This is a genomic window from Aquimarina celericrescens (assembly GCF_042682765.1).
Taxonomy (GTDB): domain Bacteria; phylum Bacteroidota; class Bacteroidia; order Flavobacteriales; family Flavobacteriaceae; genus Aquimarina; species Aquimarina celericrescens.
The window spans coordinates 1-13,355 of sequence record NZ_JBHUHY010000032.1 but is presented as its reverse complement, the minus strand read 5'-3'; the positions used below and the strand labels follow the sequence as shown (position 1 = coordinate 13,355).

The 13,355-nt window shown below is 34.9% G+C and carries 16 protein-coding genes; 7 read left to right on the top strand and 9 right to left on the bottom strand.

What is annotated here, in order from left to right; translation table 11 throughout:
- The first annotated feature begins 3 nt into the window (after nucleotides 1–3).
- The 3 genes from ACFSJT_RS18645 to ACFSJT_RS18635 all read left to right on the top strand — a co-directional run bounded on the left by ACFSJT_RS18645 (nucleotide 4) and on the right by ACFSJT_RS18635 (nucleotide 1,937).
- A complete protein-coding gene (locus ACFSJT_RS18645) occupies nucleotides 4–456 on the top strand; it encodes a YybH family protein (protein WP_378321852.1) in 453 nt (150 codons plus the stop codon).
- Nucleotides 457–617: 161 nt separating this feature from the next.
- The gene (locus tag ACFSJT_RS18640; RefSeq protein ID WP_378321851.1) at nucleotides 618–944 is read left to right on the top strand and encodes a GIY-YIG nuclease family protein; all 327 of its coding nucleotides are present in this window, start codon (nucleotides 618–620) and stop codon (nucleotides 942–944) included.
- Nucleotides 945–1,235: 291 nt separating this feature from the next.
- On the top strand, nucleotides 1,236–1,937 hold the full coding sequence (locus ACFSJT_RS18635; protein WP_378321850.1) for a hypothetical protein: 702 nt from the start codon (nucleotides 1,236–1,238) through the stop codon (nucleotides 1,935–1,937).
- Between the two features lie 270 nt (nucleotides 1,938–2,207).
- Here ACFSJT_RS18635 and ACFSJT_RS18630 read toward each other — a convergent pair whose 3' ends face one another.
- Genes ACFSJT_RS18630 through ACFSJT_RS18605 form a run of 6 tightly spaced genes read right to left on the bottom strand, consistent with a single transcriptional unit; the run spans nucleotide 2,208 to nucleotide 5,990 of the window.
- Nucleotides 2,208–2,480 carry a hypothetical protein gene (locus ACFSJT_RS18630; RefSeq protein WP_378321849.1) on the bottom strand — a complete coding sequence of 91 codons (273 nt, stop codon included), beginning with the start codon at nucleotides 2,478–2,480 and terminating at the stop codon, nucleotides 2,208–2,210.
- 27 nt (nucleotides 2,481–2,507) lie between these two features.
- Complete coding sequence (locus ACFSJT_RS18625) at nucleotides 2,508–3,017, bottom strand: thermonuclease family protein (protein ID WP_378321848.1); 510 nt, start codon at nucleotides 3,015–3,017, stop codon at nucleotides 2,508–2,510.
- Nucleotides 3,018–3,059: 42 nt separating this feature from the next.
- The gene (locus ACFSJT_RS18620; protein ID WP_378321847.1) at nucleotides 3,060–3,443 is read right to left on the bottom strand and encodes a hypothetical protein; all 384 of its coding nucleotides are present in this window, start codon (nucleotides 3,441–3,443) and stop codon (nucleotides 3,060–3,062) included.
- Nucleotides 3,444–3,454: 11 nt separating this feature from the next.
- Nucleotides 3,455–4,510 carry a type I restriction endonuclease gene (locus ACFSJT_RS18615; protein WP_378321846.1) on the bottom strand — a complete coding sequence of 352 codons (1,056 nt, stop codon included), beginning with the start codon at nucleotides 4,508–4,510 and terminating at the stop codon, nucleotides 3,455–3,457.
- A 3-nt stretch (nucleotides 4,511–4,513) separates the two neighbouring features.
- Entirely contained in the window at nucleotides 4,514–5,203 is a 690-nt protein-coding gene (locus ACFSJT_RS18610; RefSeq protein ID WP_378321845.1) for a hypothetical protein, read from the bottom strand.
- A gap of 16 nt (nucleotides 5,204–5,219) precedes the next feature.
- Nucleotides 5,220–5,990 (bottom strand): hypothetical protein, encoded by a 771-nt coding sequence (locus ACFSJT_RS18605; RefSeq protein WP_378321844.1) that lies wholly within the window; start codon nucleotides 5,988–5,990, stop codon nucleotides 5,220–5,222.
- Between the two features lie 329 nt (nucleotides 5,991–6,319).
- On the opposite strand from ACFSJT_RS18605, the gene ACFSJT_RS18600 reads away from it, so the two are divergent.
- Nucleotides 6,320–6,574 carry a hypothetical protein gene (locus ACFSJT_RS18600; RefSeq protein ID WP_378321843.1) on the top strand — a complete coding sequence of 85 codons (255 nt, stop codon included), beginning with the start codon at nucleotides 6,320–6,322 and terminating at the stop codon, nucleotides 6,572–6,574.
- A gap of 85 nt (nucleotides 6,575–6,659) precedes the next feature.
- Here the strand turns inward: ACFSJT_RS18600 and ACFSJT_RS18595 are convergent, their stop codons facing one another.
- The 3 genes from ACFSJT_RS18595 to ACFSJT_RS18585 are packed head-to-tail and all read right to left on the bottom strand — an operon-like array spanning nucleotide 6,660 to nucleotide 9,494.
- Nucleotides 6,660–7,328, bottom strand: a complete 669-nt coding sequence (locus tag ACFSJT_RS18595; protein ID WP_378321842.1) for a response regulator — start codon at nucleotides 7,326–7,328, stop codon at nucleotides 6,660–6,662.
- 12 nt (nucleotides 7,329–7,340) lie between these two features.
- On the bottom strand, nucleotides 7,341–9,293 hold the full coding sequence (locus ACFSJT_RS18590) for a tetratricopeptide repeat-containing sensor histidine kinase (RefSeq protein WP_378321841.1): 1,953 nt from the start codon (nucleotides 9,291–9,293) through the stop codon (nucleotides 7,341–7,343).
- A gap of 48 nt (nucleotides 9,294–9,341) precedes the next feature.
- A complete protein-coding gene (locus ACFSJT_RS18585; protein WP_378321840.1) occupies nucleotides 9,342–9,494 on the bottom strand; it encodes a hypothetical protein in 153 nt (50 codons plus the stop codon).
- 415 nt (nucleotides 9,495–9,909) lie between these two features.
- On the opposite strand from ACFSJT_RS18585, the gene ACFSJT_RS18580 reads away from it, so the two are divergent.
- The 3 genes from ACFSJT_RS18580 to ACFSJT_RS18570 all read left to right on the top strand — a co-directional run bounded on the left by ACFSJT_RS18580 (nucleotide 9,910) and on the right by ACFSJT_RS18570 (nucleotide 13,174).
- Entirely contained in the window at nucleotides 9,910–10,614 is a 705-nt protein-coding gene (locus tag ACFSJT_RS18580) for a hypothetical protein (RefSeq protein WP_378321839.1), read from the top strand.
- A 5-nt stretch (nucleotides 10,615–10,619) separates the two neighbouring features.
- Nucleotides 10,620–11,306: a uracil-DNA glycosylase family protein gene (locus ACFSJT_RS18575; RefSeq protein WP_378321838.1), complete on the top strand. Its 687-nt coding sequence runs from the start codon at nucleotides 10,620–10,622 to the stop codon at nucleotides 11,304–11,306.
- A gap of 422 nt (nucleotides 11,307–11,728) precedes the next feature.
- Nucleotides 11,729–13,174 carry a glycosyltransferase family 2 protein gene (locus tag ACFSJT_RS18570; protein WP_378321837.1) on the top strand — a complete coding sequence of 482 codons (1,446 nt, stop codon included), beginning with the start codon at nucleotides 11,729–11,731 and terminating at the stop codon, nucleotides 13,172–13,174.
- Nucleotides 13,175–13,355: the final 181 nt, after the last annotated feature.

The window sequence follows — 13,355 nt, the reverse complement described above, 5'->3', positions numbered from 1 at the left end:
GCTATGAGAACACTAGTGATAATGATACTTATGCTTTTAACGAGTTATTTCGGAAGCGCACAAACGTATATTGGAGATAAAGAGGAAATCAATAAAATTTTAAAAAACCTGGAAAGCTTTTCGAATTATGTCATGAATTCTGAATACGATCTGATTGGAAATTCTTACACTAAAGATGCCAAAATATTTCCGAATAACACAAAAATTATTGAAGGAAAGACTGCGATTGTCGAGTACTGGACCTTACCCGAAGGAGTACGCACAGTGCATCATAAAATTATGCCCGATGAGATCCAAATCGTTGAGGATACAGCCTATGATTATGGATACTATGAAGGTGCAACCCTAAAGGCAAACGGAAAAAAAACAACTTGGAAAGGCAAATATGTTATTGTTTGGAAAAAACAAGCGGATACCTGGAAGATATACCTCGATATCTGGAATAGTGTGAAGTAAAGACAGAGTGTACGGACTTCGAGTGCCTCAGTCCTCGATGAGTTTGAAGGGTGAGTGTACGGACTTCGAGGACCTCAGTCCTCAGTTAAAATTCTCGGGTTTCAAAAAATGAAACTGGTAACTTGTATTATTGTAAATTCTCAACTCTTAAAGAATTTAGTATGACAGGTTATATGTATGTTTTAGAATGTAGTGATGGTAGTTATTATACGGGTAGTACCAAAGATCTTAATAGAAGATTAAAACAACACCAAAATGGACAAGGAGCAAACCACACTAAGAAAAGACTGCCGGTACGACTATTATATTATGAAAAATATGATCGTATTGATACTGCTTTTTATAGGGAAAAACAAATACAAGGCTGGTCAAGGGCAAAAAAAGAAGCCTTGATAAGAGGAGAAGTAGAAACTTTACCTGGATTATCGATGGCTTATCGTGACAAGGGGACTTCGAGAGCCTCAGTCCTCGATGAGTTTGAAGGGTGAGTATCCGGACTTCGAGAACCTCAGTCCTCGATAAGAATTCGAGAGCCTCAGTCCTCGATGCAAGTTCGAAGGGTGAGGTTCTCGAACCCTGAATCTGAAACCAGTATATCCGGACTTCGAGAACCTCAGTCCTCGATGAGAGCTGGAAGGGTGAGGCTCTCGATGAGAGTTCGAAGGGTGGGGTTCTCGAACCCTGAGGTCATTCGAAGGATAAATTATATCCCAGTTTCAAAAAATGAAACTGGCAGCCTGTATCATTGCATATTATTAACAAAATAAAACAATGATACCATGTCTAAAGAAAATTTTGACACAAAGTTAGCCGTATTAGAAAACATGTCACAAGAGGTAATAAAAGCACCGGCACAACCGGTAGATGTTACCACGCAAGAAGCAGAAAACCTATTTATCTGGGTGCAAGAAGATAAACAGGCTTTAATTAGTAAAGGACTAGACTGGGAAACTTTTGTAGAAGACCTGCCAGTTCGTACAGGGGCATGTCGGTATGCACAAGCGGTATGGACAAAGGAACGTTATAGCCAGGAAGAAGCTGCCAAATCCTGGAGAGAAGAGGCTCCTAAAGCCTACGAATTTAGAAACGACCTATTGGCCGATTTGCGGTTTGCTTTTCGTAAACGCCCTGATCTATTGAGTCGTGTACGCGAAATCGCTAATGGAGATAGAGACGCTGATATGATCCAGGATCTTATGGATATTAGTGTATTAGGAAAATCAAACCTGGCAGAACTTGAAAAGATCAAATACGATCTTAAGCTACTTAATATCGCAGAGCAAAAGTCTGATAGTCTTGCCGAATTACTGGCCAAGGCCAACGGTGCCACCTTAGACAACTCAAAAGCTAAAGAAATACGTGATCGTGCCTTTACCCACCTTAAAGAAGCGATGGACGAGATTAAGGACACCGGTAAATATGCCTTTAGAAAAGATCCCGAGCGTTATAAGGGCTATATAAGCCGATACCGACGCAGGTAATTTTGTAAAACACCTAGTATTACTGACCCGCGCACAGGGTTGGGGTCTCCGCACAGCGCGGACACCCCTCCCCGGTGCGCGGGTTTCTTTTTACCATGCGCGGACGGGTCACCCCATACCGCTGATCGATAAACATCGTGCACGGAAGGGTCACCACCCCGTGCGGACGATGCCCAGGGTGCCGATGATCGATAAAATGTTGTGGGGGAGGATTGTGGGGTTGTGCGGAGGGTGTTTGAGGTGTTGTTGGTCGAGGAAATGTTGTTATGTTTAATTTTTATGCTTACCTGAACTCTCAAGATGAGTTTCATAACCACAAACTGTTCTCCCAAATATATTTTTAGCTTTTCGGAGAGTTATTTTTGCAATGCTATCATTGCATTTGGTTAGTCCTTTGCAATCCTGTTTGTAATGATATTTTTTGCTTGTCATGCTATTACAGATATATACCTGTATTTCATCTTTTTTCTTTTCTTTCTTTTGTTCTTGACTATATGCAGAGTAGGATAGAAGCACTATCAGTATTGTAAACATTGTTTTCATGTTGGTTTAGTTTTATTAGCATATATATTATTGATTTGTTTTCTTATTCTTTGATGTCTTTCTTTTTCTGAATAGCCAGGGTTCTATCAATTTCTCTTGAGACCACATTCCTTTTTTCTTTATTCTAGCTTGGTCTTCTAGAATACGATAGGTAGTATCCTTTGAATACTTTCTAAAATGCAATGCATATCCATTAGCCACCAATTCCTTGTTTAAGACTTGATCTTTATACTCAATCACAGCAATAAGTCTTCTGTATCTATCAAATTTCCCTCTAGAAATTACTTTTACCTTTTTATCAAAGCAGAAATCAGAAGTGAATTGCTTCGCTTTTTGTCCAAAAGGTTGTTTTTTCTCAGGGCAATCTATGTGTTCTAATCGTATAACGATAGGTTCTTTTTTATAGAGTACTTCTATAGTATCGCCATCTTTTACTCCAATAACTTTGGCATAAAACTCTTCTGGAAGTTTATTATCATATGTAAACGATAATAATGTACAAAGAATAAATAGCAAAATAGAGTATCTTTTAGTCATTTGGTTTATTTTCTGATACTTAAATGTATTGATTTAAAGTGATTAATTACACATGCTTCTTGCTACATAGGTTTTATTACCGTTAGAGTTTATATAATAGCAACCACCACGAGGGCCCCGATGATAGGTTCTTGTTGATCTTGATTGATATTGTTGGCTACTTTGTTTTTCTATGGATCTTGAAGAACTACCATCATTATATGTAGCATTTTTGGTAAAGTATTGAACGGTATTTGTTGATTGTGTTTTATTGCCAAGTTTTGTGTCAATGGCATCTATTCTTGCTTGTATTTGCTGTACTTGTTTGATTAGATCGTCTCGTTGACGTACTAGTTCTTCTCTTAGATAAAGACTTGTTTCAGTGCTTTGAGAGTTGCATTGATATGAGGCAGAAATGAATAAGAATAGGATTATTAGCTTTTTCATAGAAATATTTTTTATTCTTGCTCGTAGTAATCTATAGTTTGAAGTAATTGTTCTTCAAACATATAAATATCATCTACAGAGTGAATCTGTTCACGGTGTGTATTTTTGTCTTGATCAAAAAGACTAATATACTTTTTGTTGCCATCTAGATGAAGTCTACATATGGGTTTTCTGTTATTATCATCTAACAGAATTCCAAAATAGGATTGTGTATCTCTATGCATAATTCGATCCTTTGATACTTTACGACGTAGAATTGCAACCACGATGCGAAAAGCTTCTATTTCTTCCTCTGTGGTGATTACTTTACTAATTACTTCTTCCTCTTCAAACTCTTCTTCTTGTTGTTTTTCTGCCTCTTTATTTAGCGCTGCATTTAACCTATCATTTACCCTTTCGCTTATGGTTTGTGTGAATGCTTTGTGTACCAAATCTGAAAAATCTTCCATAATACGTTCAGTTAACCGGCCAGAATATACTTTTGAAGCAAATATTCTCACGAATTCAGCCGAGGGTTCTTGAAGTTCGTTGTTGATCAGTTTTTTGATTTCTTTTAAATACTTAAGATCACTGGCATTGTCAAATATTTTATCAATATCAAAGTTTGATTTGTGAAATTTGGCAATCTCATTGATTATATTTTCTTTTAGGTTAGTGATATCAAATTCTAAAAATGGTTTTTCATCCATTTTGTTAGTTTCTTCCAGGTCGGTATAAAAGCGATAAATGATACCATTGGTTAGCAATGCGAAAGAAGTCTCTGTAACATGGAAATATCTAAACAATTGAGAATTGTGTACATTAAGATCCTCTTTCCAGTTTTTACATTCTATAATCATCACTGGATTACCGTCATGAAAAATTGCATAATCCACTTTTTCACCTTTCTTTAACCCAAGATCTGCTGTAAATTCTGGCACTACTTCTGTAGGATTAAAGCTGTCATAACCTAATAGGTTGATAAAGGGCAAAACAAATGCATGTTTGGTTGATTCTTCGGTTTCTATTTGATCTTTAAGCTGCTCGATCTTATCGGCTAGGGCTTTAAGTTGGTTGTTTAGTTCCACGTTTCAATTTTCTTTTATTAACTCTTTAAATTTTCCTGAATCATTATATAGTCCTAGGTTTCCATTATTTTCTAGGATGTAATATTCTCCATGATTATTTTTATAATCATATCGTACAAGGCCGTTGTAATCTTTTCTTTTAACTTTTTCAATTAATTCTCCCCCTTCACCAGCATACTTACTTTTTGCATAAATTGTTTTTATAAAGAGAGTGTTATCTTCATCTACTAAAAAAACTCTATTAGGTAACATTGCGTCATTGTCCTTCCAAGAGCCTATAATACTCCCTGTTGTTGTTTTTGAATTTAATTCTTCTGAACTTTCCATTGTAGCTCCTAATATTTTCACTTCAAGTTCCGGTTGGAAATGGGTAGTTGCCCAAGCTCCATTACCGATTTCATGCTCTGGTAGGAAATAAAAGATCCATAATTTATTAAAAGAAGATCTTTCTTTCTTTAATTGTAGAGCTATCATAGTTAATATATCAAGATTAACCGCTTCTTCTAGCCTTATCTCTATACTAGTTTTCTTAAATTGAATGTCTTTAACTTCATTAATAATTTTGAAATTTATTATTTCACTATTATTTATAATATTATTTTCAATATTGACTTGATTAATTTCTTTTTTCTTTGGATTGGAACAGAAAGTATGAAGGTTTATCACTAAGAAAATAAGGATTAGTTTTTTCATTGAATATTATTTAAAGTTAAATACTTAAGTATGTTTTTGCTCTTTTCTCTTCTAGATCAGCAAGTCTTAGGTGAGCGTTCTTTAAAGTCTTTCGCCTATTACTTTCTTTTGGAAAAGTAAAAATACTTTCTAATAGTAGATAAGATCGCGTAAAAGGCCATGTGAACGTTATTATATCCAATATGTTTGCAATTGTAGTTTTAACAATAGATCTTTGTTTACCCCTTGCATATTTCCCCATCCAGATTAAACATAAGCCGACATATTTAATAAAACTTATTAGTTCAATTTTATTAGCTTCTTCCAAATGTTCAATCTTTCTGAATTGACATCCTTTGGCAGATAACTGCAAAACCTCTTTAAAAAGGATATTGGTTTTTTCTACAATTTTTGTGAGTTGATTTATTTCCTTATCATTGTATTTTTCATCTATTTCCAAGATGTCGCAAATATCATCTACTTTAGAATTGAACTTTTGCATCATTTCAAACAAACTATCCGATTCGGATGTATCTAAATAACCATCAGCTAAGAAGTCATTAGCTTCATTTTTGATTACCGTATAAACTCCTGATATTTTGACTATTAATGTACTAGGTCTATGACCTGTTTGAAAATCTATAGCTTTTTCAAATTCGGTTTTATTGTATTGGAAGCTTCGAACTTTAGATCTTTTGCCTGAAACTTTTCGATAAGGAGAGGCATGATTATCTTTAAAAATTGAATTACTTACAACCTTTCCTAAGTCACGGCCTACCTGATTAACTGCACTTTTTAGAAAACTCATATTATTCAATTTTAGCTAGTATGACATTCATTGGAACAAGTGTAACACCCATTTGAAATTGCATAAGTTTTTTTTGCCTTTGTTATAGCTGAACTACAGGTTAAGTGGTATCCTAAATCTGTTTTACTAATAATTAAGGGAAGATAAGGGCACGCTTCGTGGTGTACTTCATGATCTCCATTTGCTTGTTGATTATCATTTACATAATATCTTTTCATTTTATTAATTTTTTGATCAATACAATCCAAACTTACTACCATTGATAACCAATCCCTTGTGGATTTCCACAGAACCATAATTATTTAACAAAACAAAAGACCTTACAGGTTTTGAAACCTATAAGGTCTATACTACTTGTTACCCCAAACAAGTTTTATAGTAATTATAATTTATTTAACTATGCATATTGGATAAGTTTCCAAATAACTGCTTTTCCGTCATATGGAGGCATTTTGTTTCCTTTAGCTATAGGTGCAGTTGTAGTTGGAGTTCCCACCACTTTCCATATTCCTGATTCAGGACAAGTTTGCCCTGTTCTTGCCGTTGTTCCAATTGGTGCTTTTGCTATATTTATTAGATTTTAAATTAATATTGGTCAAACTTACTTTGATCAAAAAAGAATCCCTCGTGAAAACCACAAGGGATAGAAAATATTATATAAAAAGTCAACTAGTCAATTAGACCTAGTTGATTAACTGTATACACCAGCTGTATATTGGTTTTGGCATTAAAATCATCTCGTAGTTTTCGTATTTTATCTTCTATAGATCGTCTACTATTAGGCGTAATATCGTTTTCTATAAAATATTGACTTATCTCATCTTGTTTATACCCTTTTGCCAGTAGTTTTAGAAGTTGTACTTCGTATGTATCCAATTGTAATACATTTTTTTGATGCAAGGCATCTTTAGATACAGGGCAAGTATAGGTGTGGCCTTGATCTACCGCATTGATAGCATTGGTGAGTTGGGGTAGCCCATACAATCCTTTGCATACGTAGCCATTGATCTTATGGTTTGCAAAAAAAGATTTGATGATGGCAGGTTTTTTTTCTCCTGTAAAAACTATGATCTTAATAGTGGGTTGTATCTTTTTAACTTCTTCAATTAATTGCTTTCCTGTGGTAATGGTATGTTTTTTATAGTCTAAAGCAAAGGAAAGATCACTAATCAACAAATCATACGGATTTCCTTTATGAATCGCTTCTTTTATTTTAAGGATAGTTTTATCGCAGAACTGTGCGGTGTCTACCGATGTATTGGTAAACTCACTTACTGCAGAAACAATGCCTAGATTATCGCTATCTTCATCTTCAGCTATCAAGATTTTTGTAAACATATTTGATTCAAATTATGGAGTAAAAACAATGTTTGCTTTAAAACCTTCTTCTGGTTTTGAGTCAAAAGTAATGGTTCCTCCTATGTCTTTCATGCGGATTTCCACATTGCGCAGTCCATTTTTTGAAATTGGTTTTTTAAGATTCATACCAATTCCGTTGTCGATATAGTTAACAATAATCCTTTTCTTCTCTTTTGCAAAGGTCACAGCAACTATAGTTGCCTGGCTATGCTTTTTCATATTGGTAAGTAGTTCTTTAAGTACCCAATACAGCTCTTCTTTTTTAAGTGGAGATACTTCTGCCCAAAAGCTTGTCTCTAGTTCACTAGTAATAACTTTGGTATTTTCATCTCCATAGGAATCTAAGAGGGAGAGGAGTTCATCACCATATTCTTCTCCGGTTTCGATTTTATGATCACGTGAAAAATCTCTAAGCTTATGATAAACCGTATCAAAACCCTTTAGGATTTTAAGATTTTCCTGATCACTTGTAAAACCTGAAACCTTTTGCAATTGAAGTAGGAGGTAGTAGAGATCATTGCCCACCTCGTCATGTAGTTTTTTGGATAATCGACTGTTAGTTTTATGGCGTTCTTCTATTCGTGCAATTTTGGTTTGTTGTTTGTTACGATAATTAATAAATATTCCAATACTAGATACTATCAATAAAAGTATTGTGAGAGCCAATTTTTGGTTCTCGTCTTTAGATTTTTCGTATTTATTTTGAGCGATCTGAATATTTTGCCGAATGACTGTTTCTTGGGCTTCATCGGTTTTATACTTTATTTTAGCAAATTGGTTTTTAATTTTTTGCCTAAACGTATTAATACTGTCATTAAGCCTTTGATACTCTAAAACGAATTCTTTTTTGGGTTCTTTAGCTAGTGTTAATATATAAGAAAGAGCTTCTAATTTTGCTTCGGCACCTTTTATTTCCTTTGCAATTTCAAAGGCGTTTTCTGCATATTGAAGGGCAACTTCATTTTGATTTCTATCTTTGTGATGTGATACAAGATGTATATAACTTGCAAATTGACCAGAGAAGTCATTAGTCTCTTTTCTTAGTTTTAACGCTTCAATTAACTGATTTAATCCATTAGGGTCATTTAGTTTAGATTTAGCATATGCCATATTATCTAAAACTCTAGCCCTTGTATTTTTATATTTAGGCTCAAATATTCTTTGATTAGAATATGCTTCTGATAAGGTCTCCAAAGCCTTTTTATACTTGCCTTGTTTTATGAGAATTACCCCTTTCGTATTAATATATTTTATTGCCTCTAAAGTATTTTTATTGACACTGTCTAAAGCTCTTTTATTCCATTCCAGTGCTTCGTCATAATTCTTTTGTTCTTTTGAGGTAATCGAAAGGTTATGATATGATCCCAAAATGTATTTGCGATCATGGGGGTGTTGTAAAAACTTCAAGGCTTTAATTGCAGTTTCTTCACTACCAAGGAAATCACCAAGCTTTTTTTGTATTACAGCCATGGTTAACAGTTTTTTCCCTACTTCAGAACTATCTTCTAGTTTTAAAAATAAATTTACTGACTTATTATAAATGGAGTAGGCTTCCAAAAGATTGTTTTTGTAATACTCGGAAAGGCCAATTTTGAATAGGGATTTTGCCATATTCAGAGTGTCAGAAATAATTGAAGATTTGGAAAACATTTTCTGTGCATAAACTAGAGCACTATCGTATTTTCTTTCGGCATTAAATAGATAAGATTTATACCCCAATTGCACAATTAGAGAGGAGTCATCATCTATTTCACTGGTTTCCAATATAAGTGAGTCCAGAGCGGCTTTGCGTTCATTAAAGGAAAGTTTTTTGTTTCGACTAATCTTATAATGTTTGGATGAAGAATCGGAGGAAGGATTTTTTTTTGCAACCCTATTTAGATCATTACATGAAATACCAAAAAGCAGTACAAAAAAAAGGGATGAAAATATATAATTCTTCATCCCTCTAAATTAATCAAATTATCTTAGTTTAATCCAACTAAAAGTAGACTAGTTTCCTTCATCTTCTTCTATTACTTCTCCGTCTTCACCTTCGGTGGCGAATTCTTCGATACCGATTTCTTCGGCAAGGTCCGAGGTTGTACATGAAAATAATGACATATTAAATAAAATGATTCCTAATATTAAAATTGCTTTACGCATGACTTCTGAATTTTGAAATTTGACATAGCGGTTGCTGTCTGGGGTTTTAGCCCAGAGGATAATTGCCAACCAGCAACTCATTTAAATTCAGAAGAGGCCTCTTCTATGTTTAGGAAGTGGTTTGGGAAATCGAAGACAGAAAAAGTTAATTGTACTTCCTTAAAACAGTTATCTAATCCCGTCTTGTATTTCCGGTTTTGAATTGATAGTGTACATTAGTCCTAGTTGTACAGAAAAGGATTATTACCAATTCGATGAGGCAAATGAAATAAATATCTGAGAAAATGTCATGGACAGACAATGGACTCTTGAAGTACAAGGAATGGACACCTTTATTTACAAGGTTATTTCATTGTATATGTCCATATAATGTCCATCTTAAATTTGTAACTTTAGGATTCTAATTATCAAAAAAATGATTGACCAAATAGTAAAATTGGTTTTTGAAAAGGCGAAAAAAGAAACACCTAATACATCAAAAACAGGTCTAGCAACACATATTTCGAAAAAGATAGAAGAAGATCATCCTGATAGAATTATTAGTTATAAGACCTTGACACGGTACTATGATAAGTACTTGAGGAATAAAGATGGTGTAATAGATGAACCGCAACCTGAAATTATTGAATATTTATGCCAATATTTGGGTTATGAAGGATATGAAGATTTTAGAGAAAAATACAATAGAGTTCAACCTGAATCTGGTGGAGAATCAAAGGGACCAACATTACCAATAAAAACAATTATTTTAACCATTGCTTTAATTATAGTTATAGGTTTAATCTATTTTGGTATAGATTGGCAGCAAGGCAATATTGAAAAGAGCGAGAAGAACTGTATGACTTGGACAGGAGATCATTATGAATTAGCCATTTGCCCAAAAAATCATGATCCAAAGATTATTCCTATTGATAGAAAACTGCTAAAGGAATTCAGAAAGATAGAAGTAGATACCAATTATGTCTTCTTTGATGATGAAGGTAATGCTTTGGTCTGGTATTACAAATCTGGGAGTGAGATTGATTATTTTAATATGTCAGGAATTCATCCTACGAATCAGAAAAAACTTAAACGCGTTTCGCAAACAATTATTCGAAAATATGTTTTTGGAGAAGAATAAGTATCATGACCTTCGCCTCAAAAATCATCAACTACAACAAATCCCTGGCTTATAAAACCATAGATGGGTTGGCAACATCAGTTAGTGTGATGAATCCGTATCAGGATCCCTATGTGCTCAAGGTTTCTTCGGCGTTTTATAACCAATATTTTGATGATACCCATAAACGTAAATTGATTTTGGGGATCAATCCCGGTAAATCAGGGGCGGGGGTTACAGGGATTCCGTTTACCGATACCAAAAACCTTAAAGAGATTGGTTTCACTTGGACCAAAGAAGAATCGTATGAGCCTTCTGCTACCTTTATGTATAATTTGATTGCAAAGTATAGCGGTCCCAAGAAGTTTTATCAGGATTTCTTTATCAGCAATGTTTGTCCGCTAGGGTTTACCAAACCATCCGATAAGGGTAGAACCATCAATATCAATTATTATGACCTAATTGAGTTGTTGACGGCTACCACACCTTTTATTTTAGAGAGTTTACAAACACAAATCGGTTTTGGGATCAATACCAGCAAAGTCTTCTGCCTGGGAGCTACCCAAAACTACCAATACCTTAAAAATCTAAACGATGCGTATCATTTGTTTGATGAAATCGTTCCACTAACACACCCCCGATATATTATTCAGTATAAAAAGAAAGAGCAGCAAAAGTATATTGATATGTATTTAGGGGCGTTGACTTCGTGAATTTGTTATTTTCTTAGGGCCTAAGCCCTTAACAAACATAAGGAAGGGTGAGGCTCCTCGATGAGAATTCGAAGGGTGAGGCCCTCGAACCCTGAATCAGTAACTACCATATCCGGACTTCGAGAACCTCAGTCCTCGATAAGAATTCGAGAACCTCAGTCCTCGATAAGAATTCGAAGGGTGAGGCTCTCGAACCCTGGGGTTAAACGCAAATCCACATTGATCATCTTCAAATTTCGCTCTCGGGTGAACCTTCTCAAACCTCAATAAATTTCTAAAAAAGTGGGGAAATTGCACCCTAAGTGTGTAAAACATCCACACCTTCATATTTCTGTGATTACCCTAATAGCCTGTGATTCAGTATTATTTTAAAAATGGTATCACTATTGGTATATCTGCAAGAGGAAATTAAGAAAACATTCATGAAGGGACATACATTGTTTACAACGACTACATCAACATTAGGGAATCGTTTAGAAAAATCGATTGCCAATGCATCATCATCTTTTATTTTAATCGTAACATTTGTACTGCTTTTTGGCGCAGCATCTTTGTTCTATTTCTTACAGCCGTATTTTGAGGAGATTCATTTAGAACGAATGAATACGCCCTGGGGAATCACCCTAATGATAACTGGGATTTCATTATTGGCTATTAAGATTAGTTTTATCGGTTATATTTTGTTTTTATACTTGCGATACAAAGTGATCGGTTCTATATCCAATAAAGAATTACCTCTGTGTACTGTTATTGTTCCTGCATATAACGAAGGGGAGCTGGTATATAAAACCTTACACAGCCTGGCAGATAGTGATTATCCTGCAGAAAAACTTCAAATTATTTCTATCGATGATGGTAGTCAGGATGATACCTGGCAATGGATGAAAAAGGCTAAAGATGAATTAGGTAATCGTGTTTCCATATATCAACAACCAGAAAATAAGGGGAAAAGACATGCTTTATACCGTGGATTTAATCTAGGCATGGGAGACGTATTTATCACAGTGGATAGTGATTCTATTGTTAAAAAGGATACCCTGCGCATCATGGCATCGCCTTTTGTAGTCAATCAAAATTGCGGAGCGGTGGCAGGAAATGTTCGCGTTTTAAATAGAGAAAAAGCATTAATACCTAGAATGCTTAATGTGAGTTTTGCCTTTAGTTTTGAATTTATACGTTCTGCGCAAAGTTCGTTAGGGTCTGTGTTATGTACTCCGGGTGCTTTATCTGCATATCGTAGAGAAGCTGTTTTTAATTGTCTTGAAGACTGGATTAGCCAAACCTTTATGGGCCAGGTCTCAAAAATTGGCGAGGATAGAGCCATGACCAATATGATTTTAAAACAAGGATATAACGTATTGTTTCAGCGTAAAGCTTATGTATATACCAACATCCCTGAGCGGTATAAAAATTTGTCCAAAATGTTTATTCGTTGGGAGCGAAGTAACATTCGAGAGAATATAGCCATGAGTAAATTTGCGTTCACCGACTTTAGAGAAGGCGCTAAAACCGGAACCAGGATATTACTATTAAACCAGTGGTTAAAAATGATTATGGCGTATCCGGCTGCAGCATTAATGGTATTCTTTATTCTTACATATCCATTATTATTCCTTAGTTCTACATTAGTAAGTATATTAGTATTTTCGAGCATACAGGCTTTCTTTTATGCAAAAAAGCATAGTCTATCCGAGTCACTTTGGGCATATCCTTACAGTATCTTTTATGCTTTTACATTGTTTTGGATTACTCCTTACGCCATTGCAACCGCAGGCAGAAGCGGATGGCTAACCCGTGATCTTACCAAAAAACAATTGAAAGAACAGCAAGTCGAAGTAATACCTGTGCCTGTCACAGTCACTTCGTGATTACCCAAATACAAAGACAAAATCTCATCGGCCTTCAGGATAAAGATAATTCTGGTTTTTGTTTGGCATCTAGCTCAAGAGGGCTGAGGCTCTCGAAGCTCAATTGAGAACTGATACTCTAAAAGTCCGTGTACTCACCCTTCGAGTAACCTCTGGGTTCGAGTAAAGATGAGGGCTGAGG

Bases quoted from the DNA above. Each gene is read 5' to 3' on its own strand.
- ACFSJT_RS18645 (WP_378321852.1), top strand. From the start codon at position 4: ATGAGAACACTAGTGATAATGATACTTATGCTTTTAACGAGTTATTTC.
- ACFSJT_RS18640 (WP_378321851.1), top strand. From the start codon at position 618: ATGACAGGTTATATGTATGTTTTAGAATGTAGTGATGGTAGTTATTAT.
- ACFSJT_RS18635 (WP_378321850.1), top strand. From the start codon at position 1,236: ATGTCTAAAGAAAATTTTGACACAAAGTTAGCCGTATTAGAAAACATG.
- ACFSJT_RS18630 (WP_378321849.1), bottom strand. From the start codon at position 2,480: ATGAAAACAATGTTTACAATACTGATAGTGCTTCTATCCTACTCTGCA.
- ACFSJT_RS18625 (WP_378321848.1), bottom strand. From the start codon at position 3,017: ATGACTAAAAGATACTCTATTTTGCTATTTATTCTTTGTACATTATTA.
- ACFSJT_RS18620 (WP_378321847.1), bottom strand. From the start codon at position 3,443: ATGAAAAAGCTAATAATCCTATTCTTATTCATTTCTGCCTCATATCAA.
- ACFSJT_RS18610 (WP_378321845.1), bottom strand. From the start codon at position 5,203: ATGAAAAAACTAATCCTTATTTTCTTAGTGATAAACCTTCATACTTTC.
- ACFSJT_RS18605 (WP_378321844.1), bottom strand. From the start codon at position 5,990: ATGAGTTTTCTAAAAAGTGCAGTTAATCAGGTAGGCCGTGACTTAGGA.
- ACFSJT_RS18595 (WP_378321842.1), bottom strand. From the start codon at position 7,328: ATGTTTACAAAAATCTTGATAGCTGAAGATGAAGATAGCGATAATCTA.
- ACFSJT_RS18590 (WP_378321841.1), bottom strand. From the start codon at position 9,293: ATGAAGAATTATATATTTTCATCCCTTTTTTTTGTACTGCTTTTTGGT.
- ACFSJT_RS18585 (WP_378321840.1), bottom strand. From the start codon at position 9,494: ATGCGTAAAGCAATTTTAATATTAGGAATCATTTTATTTAATATGTCA.
- ACFSJT_RS18580 (WP_378321839.1), top strand. From the start codon at position 9,910: ATGATTGACCAAATAGTAAAATTGGTTTTTGAAAAGGCGAAAAAAGAA.
- ACFSJT_RS18575 (WP_378321838.1), top strand. From the start codon at position 10,620: ATGACCTTCGCCTCAAAAATCATCAACTACAACAAATCCCTGGCTTAT.
- ACFSJT_RS18570 (WP_378321837.1), top strand. From the start codon at position 11,729: ATGAAGGGACATACATTGTTTACAACGACTACATCAACATTAGGGAAT.